Here is a 20,565-nt window from a genome sequence, read left to right on the forward strand (position 1 = left end):
GTCATTAACCAGGGCTTTTTTTTGCCTGTTGTTTACTATAATACTGTCAATTTTTAGCCCGTAGACCGAAATATGCCTTTTTTGGGCATCAGCGAAAACAAGCATTTTCGATATACCTCACAATATTGTTGATTAATGATTCCAAGCCAATGATCACCAGATTTGTAAGAAATAAAACAATTTTTATTTCATTCTGGTTACGCTTACAGATACCTTCTTAAATGATGTGGTTGTATGACACTTGAGGATATTTAATTTTTAATCCGACCCTAACACTTTCTGACTGTTTGGGTACAACAAAAGGAATTCCTCGCGTTAGCCGATCCTGCCAAGTCGTGCGTATTTAAACCGCTCTCGATTACCAGAAACGGCTGGAACAGCAGAATATCATTTTGAATTTAGACTTCAATTCAGGCGCCAGTACACAGTCAGCATTGATATGTCGGGTAAAATTAGCGCTAAAAACCCGAAATTACTGATATAGCACCAACATAATCAGATTGACTGAATATTAGTCAACAACAACCTTGGCAGCCTGGATGCTAGTTTTGTAGTTATAATGTCACCCCAGGATATAGATAGCGGGCATTGTTCGGACTAAAAAGCTTTGTTGATTGAAACAGTGACTTCATTAGTTATAAAGGATTGTTTTGTTTGAAGATAATTTGTTCCAACACTTGTCTCACCAGAAACGGTATTCGTAAAAGCTCCTGAATAATTAGTGGTTTTTTGTGCAGTAACCCCAAGAGAATAATTGACATCTACGAACCACGATTTGTTAATGTAATATGAACCACCCAGCTCAAAGGCTCCGCCCATTACCCATTCCGTTGATGAGTAATTAGCTGGAGTACCAGTAATACTGATTATTGTCGGTGGTGGTATATAGGCGTAGCCAACATTTCCATTTATATTTGTTTGTATTTGATAAGCAGCGGGGCCAGCTCCAAAATAAATACGACTATTGCCAAAAGATTTTCCAAAGAAAGCGAGTAGTCCTAGCTGGCTATTAACACTCGTTTTAAGGGAGTCGATTGTTTCAAAACCAGTAAAAGGCGTTACTGCACCATCAGGAACCGCAACATGGTAACCAACTTGTGGCACTACCACATTCTTCTGATTTGAAGTTGTGCCAAAGTAGCGGTACAAGAATTTCGAACCCCATAACCAATCACTATCACCGAAGTGTTGGAAATACCCAACTTGTCCAATAGGTGCAAATGTACTTTGATTGTTGCTCCAATTGCCGGTGCCATCTTGAGCTGTACCTATTGATACCAAGCTACCTGTAGTGGCGTCATAGACATTTGAATCGCCTTTGGCCCAAGTACTCTGAGTTAAATCTGCATTACCATAACCTCCACCTATACCTACGAAAAAAGCTGATTTTGCCGGAGCATTTTCGTCATCAGCCATTAATGGAGTTGTCAAAGTACTTAAAGAGAATGCAACAAGTGCACTCAAATGGATATTGTTCATTTTGGAATGCCTATACATAAGTTGTTGAAAAAATTAAGTGTGAGAAATAATTGCTCTTAATTATTTTTCATAGGATATACACTAATCGATTATGATTCAATCAATTGAAATGCTAATAACGTAAATTTCAACTAAACCGCTAAAGTACTTCTCAAAAAATTAAAAACTGCGAGACACACGAGTAAAATCATGCATAAATGTGGTTCATGGAAAACATAACCCTATCACCAAGCAGTTAACCTCATCAACCTGCCGCCTGATGCGGCTGCACTAAACCGGACAAACATATTAAAATAACCTGAAATACAGGAAGTGTGTCGAAAATAAGTCAAGATGCAGCTAAAATCTGCTTAACTTTGTGCCCGGAAAAGTATTGATACATCACTGCGCTTGGGTGTTCTTATTTCGTCCTACACCCGGATCGTATTAATCACTCATAATCCGATAACGGCGGACAACTGCACACCACATGCCGATCCCCATAGACATTATCAATACGGCCAACGGGCGGCCAGTATTTATCATCATGCTGATGATTATCAGGGAAAAAAGCCTGTTGTTTCGAGTAAGGCAGCGTCCATTCTTCCAACAATAACCGGTGGGTATGCGGCGCGTTATGCAGCACATTATTTTCAGTATCGGCACTACCCTCTTCAATGGCCTTAATTTCCTGACGTATTGAAATTAACGCCGCACAAAAACGATTAATCTCGGCTTTACCCTCACTTTCTGTCGGCTCAATCATCAACGTATCAGCAACCGGAAACGACACGGTGGGCGCATGAAAACCATAATCAATCAAGCGCTTGGCAATATCTTCAACCGTTATGCCACAGGATTTTTTAAAAGCATGGCAATCGATAATACACTCATGAGCAACCCAACCATTTTTGCCGGTATATAAAATTGGATAAAAAGCTGCCAGACGTTTGGCAATATAATTGGCATTTAAAATCGCCGTTAAAGTAGCACGCTTTAAACCTGCGGCCCCCATCATGGCGATATAAGCCCACGAAATGGTATAAATACTGGCAGATCCCCACGGTGCAGCAGATACGGTGCCGATAGTGCCATGCCCGCCTTTGGCAGGATTAACGCCCTCAACGACCGGATGATCAGGCAAGAAAGCCGCCAGATGTGCGCCGACTCCAATCGGACCAACACCCGGGCCACCACCGCCATGCGGAATACAAAATGTTTTATGCAAATTAAGATGGGCAACATCCGCGCCAATTTTGCCCGGACGACTTAAACCCACCAAAGCATTAAAGTTGGCACCATCCAGATAAACCTGTCCGCCATGCTGATGAACAAGATCACAAATTTCCCTGAAGGCTTCTTCAAAAACACCATGCGTAGACGGATAAGTAATCATTAAAGCAGCTAGCGTATTTTTGTATTCCGCCAGTTTTGCGTGTAAATCATCCAGACTGATATTGCCGTTTTCATCGCAGGCAACCACCACTACGTCAAGACCGGCCAGCGTTGCACTGGCAGGATTGGTGCCATGTGCAGAAGCCGGTATCAGGCAGATAGTGCGCTGCGTCTGACCTGAGACCTCATGATATTTACGGATCACCAGTAAGCCGGTGTATTCACCTTGGGAACCGGCGTTGGGTTGCAGTGAAAAAGCATCAAAACCGGTCAGATCACATAACATTTCTTCCAGTTCGGCAAACATTTGCTGATAACCATGAGTCTGGTACAACGGCGCGAACGGATGCAAGCCGTTAAATTCATGGTAAGAAATAGTTTGCATTTCAGTGGCTGCATTCAGCTTCATCGTACAAGAACCCAACGGTATCATGGAACGATCCAACGCTATATCGCGCCGCGCCAGTCGGCGCATATAACGCATCATTTCCGTTTCCGAATGATAGCGCTCAAATACCGGATGTTGCAGAATTTTATCGCTACGTAATAACCGTTCCGGGATGCAGTCAATGATACCGGCATCAAGACTGTTAATATCTGGAAGGCCTGCCGTAGCCGAGGCAAAAACCTGCCAAACATCTCTTAAATTTTTTCGTGTCGTAGTTTCATCTAACGAAATACCTAAGTGGTCTGCGCCAATGATACGAAAATTAATGATGGCTTCCTCGGCATTTGCAGCAAAACGTTTGGCCCTATTAGGCACATAAATCACCAGCGTATCAAAATAACAATCACTGACAACCGTATGGCCCAACTGCGTTAATCCCGCTGCCAAAATTTGCGTGTAGCGATGCACGCGACCGGCAATCAACCGCAAACCTTCGGCACCGTGATAAACCGCATAAAATCCGGCGATAACGGCAAGTAAAACCTGCGAGGTACAAATATTGCTGGTCGCTTTATCCCGGCGAATATGCTGCTCGCGGGTTTGCAACGCCAGTCGCAGCCCAATCTCGCCGTGACTGTCTTTGGATACGCCAATAATCCGACCCGGAATCGCGCGTTTATAAGCCTCCCTGGTGGCAAAAAAAGCGGCATGCGGCCCGCCATAACCCATAGGTACACCAAAGCGCTGAGAACTGCCGACCACAATATCAACACCAAAGGCCGCCGGTGGTTTTAGTAATACCAGACTTAATAAATCCGCCGCCACCGTAATCAGCGCACCTTTGTCATGCGCCATGACCGTCATGTGGCCAAGGTCTTTTATTTCTCCGGTAGTACCCGGATATTGTACGATCAGGGCAAAAAAATCCTGCTGTTCCAGCTCATGACAAGGGTCACCAACAATAACGTCATAACCTAATGAACGGGCGCGGGTTTTAATAACAGCCAGTGTTTGCGGGTGGCAATGCTGATCGATAACAACATTATTGGACAAACTTTTCGACAAGCGCCGCGACATGGTCATTGCTTCTGCCGCCGCCGTTGCTTCATCAAGTAAGGAGGCATTGGCCAGCTCCATGCCGGTTAAATCGATAATCACCTGCTGAAAATTTAACAATGCCTCCAGCCTGCCCTGACTAACCTCGGCCTGATAAGGCGTATAAGCGGTGTACCAACCAGGATTTTCCAGCACATTACGCTTAATCACCGCCGGCATCACCGTGTCGTAATAACCCATACCAATCATTGAGGTAAACACTTTATTACGGCCGCGCATATCACGCAAAAGTTTGATAACCGCACGCTCACTGATCGTTTCGGTAAGTTTTAACGGCTCATGATTAAGAATATTGGCAGGAATGGCTTGCTCGATAATATCATCCAGCTCGGTTAAACCCAGCTCAGTGAGCATTTCCTGAATTTGCTGTGGATTGGGACCAATATGACGCTGAATAAAATTACCGCGCATTTCTAACTTGTCCAGACTAACACGAGAGATTGGCATAGTGTTTACCTAAGGTAGCGGTGGGGAATAAAAGGCAATTTTGTTACTGTAACCGGAATCTTTCGCTCCCGTACCAAGGCGTACAAAGTATTGCCCAGAGTGGCGGCGTTACGCTCAAGCAGTGCCATGGCAACGGGTTTACCCAAACTGGGAGAAAAACTGCCACTGGTCACAATACCAAGCGCCTGATCGTCGTTATTAACAACAACACTGCCCTCTCTTACCGGTATTTTGCTTTCGACCAGCAAGCCGGTACGGATTTTTTCAGGGCCGTGCTGCAACTGTTGTAAAATTTTATCCGCGCCGGGAAAGTGCTTGTGGCCTTTTTTAAATAGCCATTGCAACCCGGCTTCAACGGGCGTGATGGCTTCATTAAGTTCATGTCCATAAAGACATAAACCCGCTTCCAGCCGCAAGGTATCGCGGGCGCCCAAACCAACTGCCTCAACGTCTTCTTCTGCAAGTAACCAACCAGCCAGTTGCTCGGCATCTTGATTGGCGACTGAAATTTCAAAACCATCCTCACCGGTATAACCGCTACGGCTAATGCTACAAGCCAGCCCGTTAATGGTGGCTGCACAAGATTGCATAAATAATAATCCCGCAGCTTCCTTTGAAAATTTGGCCATTACGCTGGCAGCAGCCGGGCCTTGAAGCGCTAATAAAGCCTGATCAGGCAAGTCTTTAAACGTACATCGACCGAATAAGCGATTTTTTAACCAGCTAAAATCCTTATCTTTACAGGCAGCATTAACAATAATCATCAACCCGGCCTCAACACGGGTAATGATAATGTCATCGATAATACCGCCCTCATTATTGGTTAAGACGGTATATTTTTGGGCTCCCATGTTAAGCCCGGTAATATCACTGGGCGTTAACTGCTCAAGCTCACTGGCTGCGTTATCGCCTAAAATCAGGCATTGCCCCATGTGGGAAATATCAAAAAAACCCGCATGGCTGCGGCAATGCAAATGTTCATGAATAATACCCTGGCCATAGTGCACAGGCATTTGATAACCGGCAAAAGGCACCATTTTGGCACCCAGCTTAAGATGAAGATCACAAAGCGGCGTCTGTTTTAACATGGCAGTTATTTATCTCGGCAGATAAGTAAGGATCTTTAGTGTAACGCTGAAAAAATGTTAAGCCAAGCTGGTTAAAAACATTATTCACCACGAAGACACGAAGTACACGAAGAAAAACAATTACTTTTATCGATGCCGGTCGGGATTTGTAACCCACGTCACGCTTGGAATTTAGCCGTAGGATGTGCTGAGGAATGAAGCGCATCGTTTGTCATTGGTAGTTATTCACCTCCTCCTTTAAACAAGGGGGATTGAGGAAGATTTATCTAATAAAATCTCCCCTGTCCCCTCTTTTTCAAAGAGGGGACTGAATAATGTAAAATACAAAGTCATGACTCTATAACTTACTACCCTCACTCTATGATTCCTGCTGACGTTCACACTGAAATTATGCATCGTTTGGCTAAAACCGAGCACGAACAAGGTGTACGAATTTTACTGGCGGTTGAATCAGGCAGCAGGGCCTGGGGCTTTGCCTCTGCCAATAGCGATTTCGATGTGCGTTTTATTTATGCCAGGCCAACGGCTTGGTATCTTGCAGTAGATCTTGAAGAACGGCGTGATGTGATTGAATACGCCATCACCGATGATATTGATCTCAATGGCTGGGATGTGCGAAAAACGTTACGCCTGTTATGGAAATCAAACCCCACTATTGTGGAATGGCTGCAATCGCCATTTATCTATAGCGAAGTTGGTGGCTTTACACAAAACGCCAGAGCATTATTGCCTACAGTGTATTCGTGCGCAAGCGGGATTTATCACTACCGCAACATGGCAAAAACCAACTACCGTGGTTATTTACGTGCTGACTTGGTACCACTCAAAAAATATTTTTATGTGCTGCGCCCGTTATTATCGGTACGCTGGCTGGAGCGCTATGGTACTCCTGCCCCGATTGAGTTTTCCAGGTTACTGCACCTGATTGAAGGAGAGCCTGAGTTACTGGCTGATATAGCAATCTTGCTTGAAAAGAAAAGCGCATCGGCAGAGTTGGGGCTGTCAAAACCCTTTGCCGGTATCAATGCATTTATCGTCGCTGAATTGGAACGTCTGGAAGCTATGGTGCCCATACATAGGCAAAAGCCGGAACCACTTGGTCAACTTAATGCCTTGTTCCATGCCACGTTAGACGAAGCGCTTTCTAAATCAGAAACCAACCTAAATAGCCAAACTGATTAAGACAATAACAGAAGGTTTTGGAACGGCAGAGGCGTAAAACTCTCCGGTAATGAGCGCTATCCAAAAAACAGATAGCAATCAGAATTTTGATAAACTTTAGATACTAAAGTATTAATGCAAGCATCGGTCGTATTATCAAATCCGTAGGCTAAAAGGGTTTGCCTGAACCAGTTATGTATATGGTGACAGGCACTGAATAGTACCTGATCAGGTAACAGCCACTGTGCTATAAAAACTACCACCATCAAACAGACTGTCACCAAAGACAAAAATATTATTGATCGACATCGCAGATGACAATATTAGAAATAATACGGCCGGAAGAAAAATACAGCAGTTCATTATATTTTGCTTAAAAACAGCCATTTTGATTTTGTAATAAAAATAAGCCAACGAGCGTTGCATGAATTTTGTAAAAATAACTTTTCAAAACCGATAAAGTTTTAAGGAGTTAACAAATAACTTAATTGAACCCACGTCTTAATTTTAAATTAATAGCACAATACAGGAATATTGCTGGTGATTATCATCATCCACCTCAAGACTTCCCCAAACAGTCATCTTTTAAGTGTGTAGGTATTTGTACGAATAGACAAGCGTATGTTTCTTAGTAAAATTTATTATAGCAATGGAATGCGCTAAATTAATTTTTGCTATTGAGCCGGCCTCATCCATTCATATAATCAAACCCAACCTTAACACCACTTCGTCTTCACTCAGGGTATGGTTATCACTTTCTTAAGGAGAAATAGCCATGACTACCATTACCTCAAAAGACTTGGAAATAGTCCGTCCCAATATGGGCAGTCCATTAATTATTGTCCCCAACGGGCTACTGGATTTTGAAATCACTGTCGCCTACTTCATTCCTTGGGAAAAGCCGGAAAAAAAAGAACTTCCAAGCTATCAAGAAGTGTTGGCGCTTATGAAAAATGATCCACCGCAAATCGAATGGGGAGGAAAAAGGTTAACACTAAACGTACTGTCCGTTTATGGCCTGTTTCGTCACCCGAAATATACCGATGATTACGCTAACGTCAAACATGCTGAAACATCGGCCCAGCAACAATACCATGATGGCTTTCGCTGGGAAATGCGCGCCCGTGTTGGCTTGCCACAAACGTCAATACTGGAGCTGAAAGCTGCATTTGGATGGCCATCGTTACTGAATCTCCGCTGGGGAAAAGTAAAGTATCATGCGCTTTATGTACACGAAACATTAACAACCAATAACAAATTTACAATCCTGCACATCACCGATACGCATATCGCGCAACGCAACGACAAGATACCCGAAATACTCTCGACTGTGCGTAATATCAGGGAATGCGAGGATCTATCCAACCGTTATGTTAACTTTAATGACAATTTACGGGCACTCATCAAGGAAGCCAATAAAAGAGCCAAGGCCGGGGAAAATGTTCTCGTGATCCTGACGGGTGATATTATCGATCATTATCACGATGGCTGGATTGATGGCGTGTTTGTTTGTGGACAAGGCAATGACCCCAAAGATAAACGTAGCGAGGTATTTGGTTCGTCCTGGGGTTATTCCAATGTCTCGAAATTTATAGAAATTATCCTCGCCAAAGATCAGCAAGGAGAAGCTTTGAACTGCCCGCTACTCGTGGTTCCCGGTAATCATGATTATCTGATGAACGAAGTGCTGTTAAACATGCATTTTACCGCCGAAGGCTGGATGAAACTGGCGGCAGATATTTTGGGAAAAACCATATCTATTAATAAGAACTCGGCTTCCTCTTTTGGCTTGACTGATAATGAGGGACGAGAATATGACTATTTCTCATTTCCTGGTTATGATAAAAGGAGCAAAGCTGACAGACAAACCTTTAAAAGCAACATTCAGCATAACGATTGGCGCGCGACTATCTCAAATTATTGGCCTTATTGGCTTGCAAAACCAAAATCATGGCAGTTTAGTCAATATCTGCACCAAGTCAGTTACGATCTGGAATTTAATTACCATCTCGGCAATCACCAATTACTTCTGCTTAATACCGGAAACGATCGTTATCCACGATTTGAGGAATTTGCCGGTATTGAATCCACACCGGAATGGGCGTCCGATTATATTCATAATGGCCCCCACAGTCGCGGCATTACTACCAGACACTTGGAAATGACTAAAGAGGCTCTGGACTCAGCATCAAAAGAAGGTCTACTACTGATTTTTCTCCATGCTCCGCTAATGAGCCTGGAGAAAGATGAAACAACCGGTATAGAAGTGCTTTATGAAGACAATCATGCAAAAGCAAAGAAACCCACAGAACAGGAAAAGGGTAATGAAGTTAGCCATAAGCTTGTAGAGTTATACGGTACCGACTGGAAAAAATTACAAGCGAAGGGTTTTCCACTTTTCGGAACAAAATACTTCAAGAAAGGTGAACGAGATCCATGCCTTAACTTTAGCAGTTCAGACGGCGAAGTAGTCAAATTTCTGGATAGTCTTTGTCGGGTTACTGGCGAACCAACCGGCACGCCAACTCTGGTATTCTCGGGACATACGCATAAAGCCCACGAGTTTAGGATTGAAAAAATAGATGATGTCAGCACCCCGAATTCAAAAAATTTCTATTATTATACGGATACCTATTGTCATAAATATTTTGGCAAGACAAGCAATGGCCTGGCACTGATCTTTCGTCTTGAATGGCTAAAAACAAACAGCCCTTTATTATTAACGTCGGCAGCATTGAAGCTGGGGAGTAGAAACCGGCAAGGTGAATGGATAGGTCAACCGCAGTACCGTGAAATTATGGTCGACGGACAGGCCGTGGTAAGCCTGGAAATGAAAGATTTACCAATGGTCGATTTTTTATCAACCGCCAAAATGACACCGGCATGCTGGAATATTGCCTTACGCGCCGATAACGGCATGTACGTCTGTGCGGAACTGGGTGGCGGGCGCGAATTAATAGTAAATCGTACTATGGCAAAAGAATGGGAAACCTTTGAAATGAGCCTGTTGGAAAGTAATTTTATTGCCTTAAAATCCTGGAATGGACAATTCGTTAAAGCAGTTGGTGGCGGTGGCGGTAAAGTGAATGCCGATAGCGCCAGTATTGGCGATCAAGAAACCTTTCAACTCACTCGAATAGGTTCCAATAAGATTGCTCTAAGAACAAAATCCAAGGGTAAATATGTTTGTGCAGAAGCAGGCGGCGGAAGAGAGCTTGTAGCCAATAGAGACCAAATAGGTCCTTGGGAAACTTTTACCCTGATTCCGTTGGATCACCTCTCAACACCGAAAGCTGTTTCAGGAGCAATCATCAGCACTCAACCAAGACGTATAAAATTAATATGGAAAACAGTTATCGGTGCAGCAAACTATAACGTAGAAGTGCAGTATCAATCTGCCGATGGCAAATGGCACTCTGCCGCCACCAAAATCTTGCCGGAAACCGAATGGGTTGTCGATTTCTTGGGCGCATATCCAGGCCAGTGGCGGGTATCTGCTCAAGCTGAATTTGCACTGGAAAGCGAAAAAAGTCCCTGGATGGCATTCAAGTTTACCCAATAAAGCCAACAGCGATGACTACCTGAATAAGCTGTTTAAGCAGGGTTATAGCGATTACCTCGTGAAACCCGCATTTGTTAACCCGACGGTGTATTTTTATGATATCGCTTTATCAACCAAATGCACGCGCTGGGTAACGCCGCACACCAGCGTGTAAGGTATGGTATCGGCACACCGGGCAATTTCTTCAACAGCCAGGCCGTCGCCCCACAACGTTACCGGATCGCCAGGTTTGGCATGAGGTTGTGTTGCCAAGTCAACGGTAATCATGTCCATGGAGACTTTGCCAATCAACGGAACACGCTGTCCGTTAACCAGTACAGGCGTTCCGGCTTTGGCATAACGTGGATAACCATCGGCATAACCAATCGCTACAACGCCCAGTGTGGTCGGCTTTTCACATATCCATGACCCTGAATAGCCTACTTTATCGCCTTGTTCCAGGGTTTTTACTGAAATCAGCCGTGAATGTAAGCTCATAATCGGCTTTAGGCCCAGTTGCTCACCGGTACTATCCGAAAACGGTGAAATGCCATATAACATGACGCCGGGGCGCACCCAATCGGACAAAGCTTCTTTCCAGGCTAAAATACCAGCCGAGTTGGCAATGCTGCATTCGTTAACCAGATGAAGTTTATCTCCGTTACCAAGCTGGAGCTTATCTCCGTTCCCAAGCTGGAGCTTGGGAACGAGTGTTGCCAGTGTATCTTTAAACAGACTGATTTGTTGAAGTGTTGAAGCATCCTGAATATCATCTGCATTGGCTAAATGCGTCATCAAACGAATCGGCTTTTTGATGATGGAGCACTGGTTTAGGCGTTGATAAACGGCGTTAAATTCATGGGGTTTAAAACCCAGGCGATTCATGCCGGTATCGAGTTTTAACCAAATTTCACAAGCGTCTTGCTCTACCCTGCTTTCAAGAATTTCCAACTGGAAAAAAGAATGCACCACAGCATCCAGTTGATAGTTCAGTAATTTATCCAATTCTTCGGCGCAGGTAAAACCTGATAAAATCGCAATCCGGTTTTTAACCCCGGCATTACGCAAACGAATACCTTCATCAACCCGAGCCACAGCAAAACCATCGACATTTTGCAAGGCTTGAGCAATACGCACCAAACCATGACCATAACCATTTGCCTTGATAACGGCCATAATTTTTGCATCCGGTGCGTAATGGCGAACCCTGTCCAAATTATGCTGTAAAGCTTCCAGATTTAATTCAGCATAGGCTGCCGGTATCATTCATAATCTCCTGCGTTATAAGCCGCTCCAGTAAAACTCTCAAATTTTGTATATTGCCCCAAAAAGGTCAGCCTGACGGTTCCCAGTGGACCATTACGTTGTTTGCCGATAATAAGTTCAGCAATACCTTTATCAGGACTATCCTCGTTATACACTTCGTCGCGATAAACAAACATAATCAAATCGGCATCCTGCTCAATAGCACCCGAATCACGCAAATCCGACATTACCGGGCGTTTGTTGGGGCGTTGCTCAAGGTTTCGGTTAAGCTGCGATAAGGCAATGACCGGCACGTTTAATTCTTTGGCGAGTGCTTTTAAACCTCTGGAAATATCAGAAATTTGTTGTACGCGATTGTCGCCACTGGAGGGTGATTGCATCAATTGTAAATAATCCACCACAATCAAGCCCAACTGACCATGCTCACGCGCCAAGCGCCTGGCTCTGGCACGTACTTCAGTCGGTGATAACGCAGGTGAATCATCAATAAACAATTGTGTACCTGCCAGTAAATTAATGGCTGAGGTCAAGCGCGGCCAATCATCATCTTCGAGTTTACCGGTTCTGACTTTATGCTGATCTATGCGGCCCAATGACGACATCATCCGCATGGCGAGAGAGTCGCCAGGCATTTCCATACTAAATACCGCCACCGGCTTATCGCTTTTTAGCGCGACATTTTCGGCTATGTTCATGGCGATGGTGGTTTTACCCATCGACGGCCTACCTGCAACAATAATCAAATCGGCAGGTTGCAAACCGGAAGTTAACTCATCAAGATCGGGAAATCCGGTACTGGCACCGGTGATGGAGCCCTCTTGCTCAAACAGTGTTTCAATTTTATCAACCGCTTTAGCCAGCAATGATTTTATGGATATAAAACCGCCGGCCTGCCCTCTTTGCCGCTGCTCTGCTATTTGAAACACCTGCCGCTCGGCATTTTCAAGCAGTTCAGCAGTATCACGACCCTCGGTATTAAAAGCCGAATCGGAAATTTCAGTACCGATATGAATAAGTTGTCGCAGAACCGAACGATCTCTGACAATATTGGCGTAAGCGACAATATTGGCCGCACTGGGCGTATCTTTTGCCAGCATGATCAAATAAGACAGCCCGCCAACATTCTCCAATTCACCGACGGCTTTTAAGCCATCCGACAGGGTAATAACATCAAAAGGAATTTGCTTTTCGGCGAGCTCTTCAATCTTTTTGAAAATAAGCTGGTGGCTACGGCGATAAAAATCTTTTTCAATAACTTTATCGGCAATGGCATCCCAGGTTTGATTATCCAGTAGTAAACCACCCAAAACTGATTGCTCGGCCTGTATGGAATTGGGTGGAACCTTCATGGCATCAAGTGAATAATCACGTTCCATGGAATAATTATCAGGCATGGCAGTTAACTAAAAAAAAGAGGAATAATACCACGAGGCGGCTTTTCAGTCATTGGCTTGCACTGCCAAAACGTCAATAACGGCCACTAAAAAGCAAAGCATTTAGTCCACGAAAAACACGAAAGGTACGAAAAAAAGCAAAAAAAATATATTTTCAGGTAAATAATTTTTAACTAAATAATATGGGACTTGAATTCAGGGGATTTAACTTCTAAAAGTTTATAGATTAAAAAATAACCGTTTGAAAGTTTTATCTAACGCTCTATATATGGTTTTTTAAAAATGTTTTTCTCTCGCTATTACACTCAACTTAAGGATATCTTACTTTGTAGGGTTTACTATGCTTGCCTTAAGAGTTTAGGTACGCCCCAAATAGTTATGGCAAGTTATTGAGGTGCTCATAAAAGTGCAATAAATAAGTCTGCTTTTTTTTCGTGCCTTTCGTGTTTTTCGTGGACTCTGCTTTTCTTTTCGTGGACTTTACGGCCAGAGGTTGCAAACGACGTGATGCTTGAGTACCCTGAATGTCTGAATCCTGCATACAGGCAATTTCATCATTATTTAGGGAGCTTCACTAATGACTAACCCGCATCAGAAACCACAACCCAATCGCCAGACGCTTTATATCGCTATTGCTTTGGTACTCGGCATTACGGTTGGCGAAGTGCTCAATCTGACCTTGGGTAGCTTAGGAATAGCGGGGCCAAGCCCGGCATTAATACCGATTATTGAAGTATTTTCCAGCTTGACCGATATTTTTCTCAGACTGATCAAAATGATTATTGCTCCTCTGGTATTTTCCACGCTGGTAGTGGGCATGGCTAAAATGGGTGATATTGAAACTGTCGGACGTATCGGTATCAAGGCACTGCTCTGGTTTTTTTCAGCATCCATTTTTAGTTTGTTGTTAGGCATGTTGTTGGTTAATGTCTTTGAACCGGGAAGTTCTTTGCATATCGCATTACCGCCAATTGGCACCGATACCGGATTAACGCTGGTTAAGCCGACACTAGGCAATTTTGTCTCGCACATATTTCCTAAAAGTATCGTCGAAGCGATGGCGACCAATGAAATTTTGCAAATTGTGGTATTTTCCATGTTCTTTGGCATCGCCTGTGCTTCGATTGGCGAACTGGCCAGACCTGCCGTAAAGTTGCTTGATTCAATCGCGCACATTATGCTGAAAGTTACCGGTTATGTTATGTACTTTGCACCGATCGCCGTGTTTGCCGCGATGGCTTCCGTTATTGCCCAACAAGGTATCGGTATTTTATTATCTTATGGCAAATTTATCGGCGAGTTTTATTTGGGTCTGTTGCTCTTATGCACGGCGCTCGGTTGCGTTGGCTTTGTATTTCTGGGTCGAAGAGTCTTCACTCTGCTACGACATATTCGTGAACCCATGTTGCTGGCTTTTGGTACCGCCAGCAGCGAGAGCGCTTACCCCAAGTTATTACAACAACTGGAACGTTTTGGTTGTGATGAAAAAGTCTGTGGACTGGTTTTGCCTTTGGGCTATTCGTTTAATCTGGATGGTAGCATGATGTATATGACCTTCGCGGTTTTATTTATTGCCCAGGCTTATGGCATTGATATGGCTTTAGGTGATCAGATTATCATGTTGCTGGTGTTGCTTTTTACCAGCAAGGGCGTGGCGGGCGTGCCCAGAGCATCATTAATTGTTATCGCCGCAACCTTGTCCATGTTTGATATTCCTGAAGCCGGCTTATTACTATTGCTAGGTATTGACCAGATTTTGGATATGGGGCGCAGTGTAACCAACGTATTTGGTAATAGTATTGCTGCAGCATTGGTTAGCAAGTGGGAAAAGGCGTTGAAATAGCCGTATAACTTGAAAGCATTGCACCACGAACGACTGCATGGACAGATATTTGCTCCTGCAATATATGCATTCACCACATCCCTGTGAATTATGCAGAAGGTAAAGCAACGCAAGAAGCAGTTGCCGAGGTACGAAGAGCAAGAAGAAAAGCAAAGACGGAAGAAATTTTGTGTTGTAGCTTATTGAGGTTTTAATCATACCAACCATATAGTCATATTAGATCACCATGCAAACCACTAAACCTGCTAAAAAAATCTATCAACATCTTTATGTTCAGGTGCTGACGGCCATCACTTTCGGTATTTTTCTGGGCTATTTTTATCCTGAAACAGCCACGACAATGAAGCCGCTTGGTGACGGCTTTATCAAACTGATTAAAATGATTATCGCACCGATCATTTTCTGCACCGTAGTCACCGGTATTGCGGGTATGCAGGATATGGACAAAGTCGGACGTGTTGGCATTAAAGCCCTGCTCTATTTTGAAGTGGTCAGTACCCTGGCATTGATTATTGGCTTGATTGTTGTGCATTTGATTCAACCTGGGGTGGGTATGAATGTCGATCCCAGCACCCTGGATACTAAAAACCTGAGTGTTTATACCAACGCGGCAACAACCCACGGCAGCGTTGACTTTTTACTAAATATTATTCCTGCCAGCGTTGTTGATGCTTTTGCCAAAGGCGATATATTACAAGTATTACTGTTTTCGGTACTGTTCGGTTTTTCACTGGCCGCGATGAAAGAAACAGGCTCTGAAGTAGTCGTTTTTATTAGTAAATTTTCGCAGGTGTTATTCGGTATTGTCGAAACCATTATGAAGTTGGCACCCCTTGGTGCCTTTGGCGCAATGGCTTTTACCATAGGCAAATACGGTATTGCCTCATTGGCACCACTGGCAAAATTAATGGGCAGTTTTTATTTAACCTGCTTGTTGTTTATTTTTATTGTCTTGGGATTAATCGCCCGGTTTACCGGCTTTAGCATACTAAAGTTTATCATTTATATAAAAGATGAACTGTTAATCGTGCTGGGCACGTCGTCATCAGAATCGGTACTGCCGCGCATGATGACCAAACTGGAAAACCTGGGCTGCTCCAAATCAGTGGTTGGTTTGGTGATTCCAACCGGCTATTCTTTTAATCTGGATGGAACCTCAATTTATCTGGCAATGGCGGCCATCTTTGTTGCCCAAGCTACCAATACACCTCTGACCCTGATTCAGGAACTAACCATTCTCGGCGTACTGCTATTGACTTCAAAAGGGGCTGCAGGGGTTACGGGTAGCGGTTTTATTACGCTGGCGGCAACGCTTTCAACCATTCCGACTATTCCTGTCGCGGGCTTGGCATTAATACTGGGTATCGACAGATTTATGTCCGAGGCTCGCGCACTGACTAATATTATCGGCAATGGCGTTGCCACGGTCGTTGCAGCTAAATGGGAGAATGAACTGGATGAGCAAAAATTGCATGCCGTGTTGAATCCCGTCAAGATTAAAGAAGAGACTTAAACCAGAGCTTTATATCAACCTATAGCATAGGAGAGGCTCTATTTTTTATTATATATTTTTAACACCCACTCATAAAACCATACCGGTCTGAATAACACTATCCAAACCAATACTATCGGAGTGACAGGAATAGGGCCGACCTCAATAATTGTGATCACCACAAGAGCGAGAAAGCTGAGAATACGCATAAATTTATTTTCTTGTGTGGGACTTGATTATGGTGTCTATTAAAAATCATTATAAGCCGGTTCGACATCAGGATATTTATAATAACCTGATCTGCAGAAATTCTTAATTATGATGCCAAGTGATGACTCAAAAGTCTTTTACTATTACCAAGAGCTTATCCGTAAATAATATCAGCTTGGTTTTGTCTTTTACGAAAAAACATCAAAGAGGTGGCCAGTAAAAAATCGTAATTGTTCATACCTAAATATTTTTATTAACGGTTTATTTACGGATAAAATCCAAAGTTGAATCAAAAAATTATTATTTGATCCTTATCGATAACTTCACCAATAACACAAGCCTTAACACCCTTTTGATAAAGGGCTTTTAGACAGTCTTCGGCCTGGTGAGAAGACACTGAAAACAAAAGACCTCCGCTTGTTTGCGGGTCAAAAAGTGCAGGGAAGTTTTGATTGTTCACCTCAGTACTGAGTACAGAACTTAACGTCTCATAATTATTGCCGGCAATAGAAGCAAAATAACCTTTTTCAAATAACTCGCTTACGCCATCGAATAAGGGAATCGCTTTATAGTCGATTTTAATGCCTAAAGCGTTATCACTATTTTTCCCCAGCATTTCAAACGCATGGCCTAACAAGCCAAAACCGGTAATATCCGTGCAACCGGAAATATCAAAAGCTCTGATCGTTTCCATGGCTGTTTTATTGGATTGAAGCATACTTGAAAGCGCCTCATCCACCAGCTTGCCATTGGCTTGAGCAAGCATATTAGCGGCAAAGATGACTCCCGTACCAATGGGCTTGGTGAGAATTAATTGATTTCCGGGTTGTGTCAGTTGTTTTCTTAAAACTTGCTCCGGCGGGACTTCCCCCTGAACGGCAATTGCAATTGAAAGCTCCGAGCCTTCACCGGTGTGACCGCCAACAAGGGAAGCAGCGCTTTTAGTCAAGATATCCAGCACACCTGACATTACTTGAAAAATATCTTCCCTATGAATCTTCCCGGTAGCAGCGCATAGCGTTAAGCCCACTTGCGCAGTTTTGGCAACGCCGCCCATGGCATAGACATCGCTTAAAGCATGTTGGGTTGCAATTTGACCCAGTAAATAAGGGTCTGAAATAAAAGACCGAAATTGATCAATTGTTTGCAAGCATAAGGTATGCTCGGAAATCTGAGTCAACGCACAGTCTTCTCCCTCCTTAACGCCCAGTAACACAAAATTATCTTGTGGAATCGTCAACTTATTCAGACTTTGTATAAGCGTGGATGCGGCTAATTTACTGCCACAGCCACCGCAAGTGTTATCTTGCCAATCTTCCGGAACGAGAGTGCTTTGGGGCACAGGCATGACTTTATTAAAATGCCGGGGTTTTGTGCTAAACGTTTTAGCCTGAAAACGCGCCATGAAACGTCTGTCGATCCAGTTCTTAGCGGTCCATAGCAGCTCGGGCGGCAGGTATCTCAGGATTGAAACACTATCTTGATGAACAAGGGCTTTCCTATCGCCAATGGTAATTAAAGACAGCACATGTTTTTTAGGACGGAAAGTTTTTAACGTGGATTTGCGGGTAAAAAAGGCGCGTATATTGTGCTCAAGAATCATGCCCTGCCGCACTGCATAAACGCCTGCCTTTTTTAAAGGCAAAGGCGAGAAGTGAATACAATCTCCCGCAGCAAAAAGCGCATTTTCATTGTTAACAAGCAGTTTTTCGGTAACCTTTAAAAAACCATCCTGATTGACCGGAAGCTTTGAATTTTTAAACCACTTTGGTGCTGAAGCTTGTGTAGCGATAAGCGCTCTGTAAAAAACTTCAGTACGAATAAGGCCTTTATCATCTTTAAGCACCAAAGCATTTTCCTGCACTTCAAGTACATCAGTATTTTGGTAGACTTTTATAGCCAATTTTTTAAGGGTTTTTAGTAGCTGTTTCCGGGCTTGATGATCTTTTTCTGAAACCAGATAGTCATGCCGGTGAATAAGGCTCACATTGGCATTCCACTTATTTTGATTGATTAACATTTTCAGAATAATCGAGATTTCAACACCAGCAGCACCGGCACCAACAACTGCCAGTGGTAAGGAATCATTGCCTTTATAATCCTTTAAATCAGCAATCAACTGATCCCAATGCGTAATAAATTGTGAAATCGGTTTAAGCGGGATAATTTTTAAAACCGATTCCTGTGATAATTTCTCTATGCTTCTGGGCTCAATACCGACGTTAATAGACGCACAGTCGTAACTGATTTCCGCCCTATTCTCCAACCGGATTTTTTTTCTTTGCGAATCTATACCGATAATTTTTGCCTTGATAAAGCGTAGACCCAGTTCTTCACAGAGCCTTCTTAAATCAAAATGGCAGTCTTCATAAGTATAAAAGCCAGCCAAATAGCCAGGTATCATCCCGGAGTAAGGTGAATGGGTTTGATCGGATATTAAGGTAATTCGAAGGCCGCCAATGGGGTTCATGGCCATCATTTTTAAGACCAGGATATTGGCATGCCCGCCGCCGAGTAAAACCAAATCTGAAACAATCGGCGCTGAATTTTTATTCATTTTGCAAACTCTTTAAAAAATCCAAACAATCCTGCCAGGAACCTTTATATAAAGTCTTTCGTGATTTTAAAGACAGTGAATGCTGATAAAGTTTGTCGTAGTAATGTGAGAGCAAGCGTTCAATCCAGTCAAGATGAATAACAATATCATCTTCATCCATTGCCTCAGTTTTGAACGCTAGCCTCAGAATACTTTTAATTTTATCGCACTCAAGGCCACCCAACTTATTTCTAATTCTTTCTATATTTTGGGCAAAGCTCTGTTCCAATTCACACAACGGTCTCCCGTTTATAAGAGGTATTTGAATATATTCTTTATAAATTTCTAATGCCCGCAGTCGAACCGGTGTTTCAATCATCACCATGGGCGCAGGAATCATCCGGGCATAAAAGCTGTCAGGCAAGTGACATCGACCAATATTGGGACTTTCATCCTCAAGAACGTAAGTATCAGCAACTTGATAAAGAGCTTGCGCCAACTTGTTTTCAAACGTAGCTTGTTGCGGTTGGCTTTCTCCAAAATATGACCCAAAAGCACTGCCTCTATGCTTGGCAAGGCCCTCAAGATCAACAAAATTGCGGAGTTTATGAATCAAGCGGGTTTTTCCGGATCCCGTCATTCCAGAGAGAATGACAAAAGGAGCAGGATTTTCCAACATATTAAGGGCCTCATGGCGTAAACCTTTATACCCGGAATCAACACGAAAAACTTCACAGCCATTTTGATACACCCAATCTTGGGCTAATTGAGATCGTAGTCCACCCCGCCAACAAAAGATTAAAGCAGGATGTTGAGGATGATTTTTAATCGACTCACACCATTGGTGAATCAGTTGTTCTTTGTAATCGCCGCTGACGAGTTTATGCCCAAGCGCCTTTGCCGCTTCAGAGCCTTCAATTTTGTAGGTAAGCCCTACCTCACGGCGATGTAAATCTGAAAGTATGGGAATATTTAACGTATTCCCAAAGTGAGCTTTTTCATATTCCCCCTGTGACCTGACATCAATGAAAGACATCTTGTTATTTGTGCTAATAAGTCTAAAAGCCTCAGAAGCAGGCACAACAGGATATTTATTCATAATTGGTATGATCCATGGATAGGAATTATGGGGTCAATATTACGCCTTATACAGTAGAAATACCCAACAAAGTGCCAAAATCAGTTAGCCCTGCATTGACAAGAAACCATATATTTGTCGATACCAAAAGA

At 43.3% G+C, this 20,565-nt stretch carries 11 protein-coding genes; 4 read left to right on the top strand and 7 right to left on the bottom strand.

The window, feature by feature from the left end; genetic code table 11:
- Positions 1-597: 597 nt before the first annotated feature.
- The 3 genes from KKZ03_RS00565 to gcvT form a co-directional block, all read right to left on the bottom strand.
- Positions 598-1,479, bottom strand: coding sequence for a hypothetical protein (locus KKZ03_RS00565; protein ID WP_243219254.1), 882 nt, complete (start codon positions 1,477-1,479; stop codon positions 598-600).
- A 430-nt stretch (positions 1,480-1,909) separates the two neighbouring features.
- On the bottom strand, positions 1,910-4,804 hold the full coding sequence (gcvP, locus tag KKZ03_RS00570; protein WP_243219257.1) for an aminomethyl-transferring glycine dehydrogenase: 2,895 nt from the start codon (positions 4,802-4,804) through the stop codon (positions 1,910-1,912).
- A 5-nt stretch (positions 4,805-4,809) separates the two neighbouring features.
- Positions 4,810-5,892: a glycine cleavage system aminomethyltransferase GcvT gene (gcvT, locus tag KKZ03_RS00575; protein WP_243219259.1), complete on the bottom strand. Its 1,083-nt coding sequence runs from the start codon at positions 5,890-5,892 to the stop codon at positions 4,810-4,812.
- Between the two features lie 360 nt (positions 5,893-6,252).
- Here gcvT and KKZ03_RS00580 point away from each other — a divergent pair, with 360 nt between their 5' ends.
- Both KKZ03_RS00580 and KKZ03_RS00585 read left to right on the top strand, forming a co-directional pair.
- The gene (locus KKZ03_RS00580; protein WP_243219260.1) at positions 6,253-7,074 is read left to right on the top strand and encodes a nucleotidyltransferase domain-containing protein; all 822 of its coding nucleotides are present in this window, start codon (positions 6,253-6,255) and stop codon (positions 7,072-7,074) included.
- 754 nt (positions 7,075-7,828) lie between these two features.
- On the top strand, positions 7,829-10,615 hold the full coding sequence (locus tag KKZ03_RS00585) for a metallophosphoesterase (protein ID WP_243219263.1): 2,787 nt from the start codon (positions 7,829-7,831) through the stop codon (positions 10,613-10,615).
- A 93-nt stretch (positions 10,616-10,708) separates the two neighbouring features.
- Here the strand turns inward: KKZ03_RS00585 and alr are convergent, their stop codons facing one another.
- Positions 10,709-11,860 carry an alanine racemase gene (gene alr, locus KKZ03_RS00590; RefSeq protein ID WP_243219266.1) on the bottom strand — a complete coding sequence of 384 codons (1,152 nt, stop codon included), beginning with the start codon at positions 11,858-11,860 and terminating at the stop codon, positions 10,709-10,711.
- Complete coding sequence (gene dnaB, locus KKZ03_RS00595; RefSeq protein WP_243219267.1) at positions 11,857-13,254, bottom strand: replicative DNA helicase; 1,398 nt, start codon at positions 13,252-13,254, stop codon at positions 11,857-11,859. Before dnaB ends, alr begins: the two co-directional genes overlap by 4 nt.
- Positions 13,255-13,831: 577 nt before the next feature.
- Between dnaB and KKZ03_RS00600 the strand changes: the two genes are divergently transcribed.
- Together KKZ03_RS00600 and KKZ03_RS00605 are read left to right on the top strand one after the other, a co-directional pair.
- A complete protein-coding gene (locus KKZ03_RS00600; RefSeq protein ID WP_243219268.1) occupies positions 13,832-15,097 on the top strand; it encodes a dicarboxylate/amino acid:cation symporter in 1,266 nt (421 codons plus the stop codon).
- A gap of 226 nt (positions 15,098-15,323) precedes the next feature.
- Positions 15,324-16,610 (top strand): dicarboxylate/amino acid:cation symporter, encoded by a 1,287-nt coding sequence (locus KKZ03_RS00605; protein ID WP_243219269.1) that lies wholly within the window; start codon positions 15,324-15,326, stop codon positions 16,608-16,610.
- 478 nt (positions 16,611-17,088) lie between these two features.
- Here the strand turns inward: KKZ03_RS00605 and selD are convergent, their stop codons facing one another.
- Both selD and mnmH read right to left on the bottom strand, forming a co-directional pair.
- Positions 17,089-19,356 (bottom strand): selenide, water dikinase SelD, encoded by a 2,268-nt coding sequence (gene selD / locus KKZ03_RS00610; RefSeq protein WP_243219270.1) that lies wholly within the window; start codon positions 19,354-19,356, stop codon positions 17,089-17,091.
- Positions 19,349-20,434, bottom strand: a complete 1,086-nt coding sequence (mnmH, locus tag KKZ03_RS00615; RefSeq protein ID WP_243219272.1) for a tRNA 2-selenouridine(34) synthase MnmH — start codon at positions 20,432-20,434, stop codon at positions 19,349-19,351. The genes selD and mnmH overlap by 8 nt, the downstream gene beginning before the upstream one ends.
- Between the last annotated feature and the right edge of the window lie 131 nt (positions 20,435-20,565).

Source organism: Methylobacter sp. S3L5C, from assembly GCF_022788635.1.
Classification (GTDB): Bacteria; Pseudomonadota; Gammaproteobacteria; order Methylococcales; family Methylomonadaceae; genus Methylobacter_C.

Coding starts and splice junctions, on each gene's coding strand:
- KKZ03_RS00565 (WP_243219254.1), bottom strand. CDS start 1,479: ATGAACAATATCCATTTGAGTGCACTTGTTGCATTCTCTTTAAGTACT.
- gcvP (WP_243219257.1), bottom strand. CDS start 4,804: ATGCCAATCTCTCGTGTTAGTCTGGACAAGTTAGAAATGCGCGGTAAT.
- gcvT (WP_243219259.1), bottom strand. CDS start 5,892: ATGTTAAAACAGACGCCGCTTTGTGATCTTCATCTTAAGCTGGGTGCC.
- KKZ03_RS00580 (WP_243219260.1), top strand. CDS start 6,253: ATGATTCCTGCTGACGTTCACACTGAAATTATGCATCGTTTGGCTAAA.
- KKZ03_RS00585 (WP_243219263.1), top strand. CDS start 7,829: ATGACTACCATTACCTCAAAAGACTTGGAAATAGTCCGTCCCAATATG.
- alr (WP_243219266.1), bottom strand. CDS start 11,860: ATGATACCGGCAGCCTATGCTGAATTAAATCTGGAAGCTTTACAGCAT.
- dnaB (WP_243219267.1), bottom strand. CDS start 13,254: ATGCCTGATAATTATTCCATGGAACGTGATTATTCACTTGATGCCATG.
- KKZ03_RS00600 (WP_243219268.1), top strand. CDS start 13,832: ATGACTAACCCGCATCAGAAACCACAACCCAATCGCCAGACGCTTTAT.
- KKZ03_RS00605 (WP_243219269.1), top strand. CDS start 15,324: ATGCAAACCACTAAACCTGCTAAAAAAATCTATCAACATCTTTATGTT.
- selD (WP_243219270.1), bottom strand. CDS start 19,356: ATGAATAAAAATTCAGCGCCGATTGTTTCAGATTTGGTTTTACTCGGC.
- mnmH (WP_243219272.1), bottom strand. CDS start 20,434: ATGAATAAATATCCTGTTGTGCCTGCTTCTGAGGCTTTTAGACTTATT.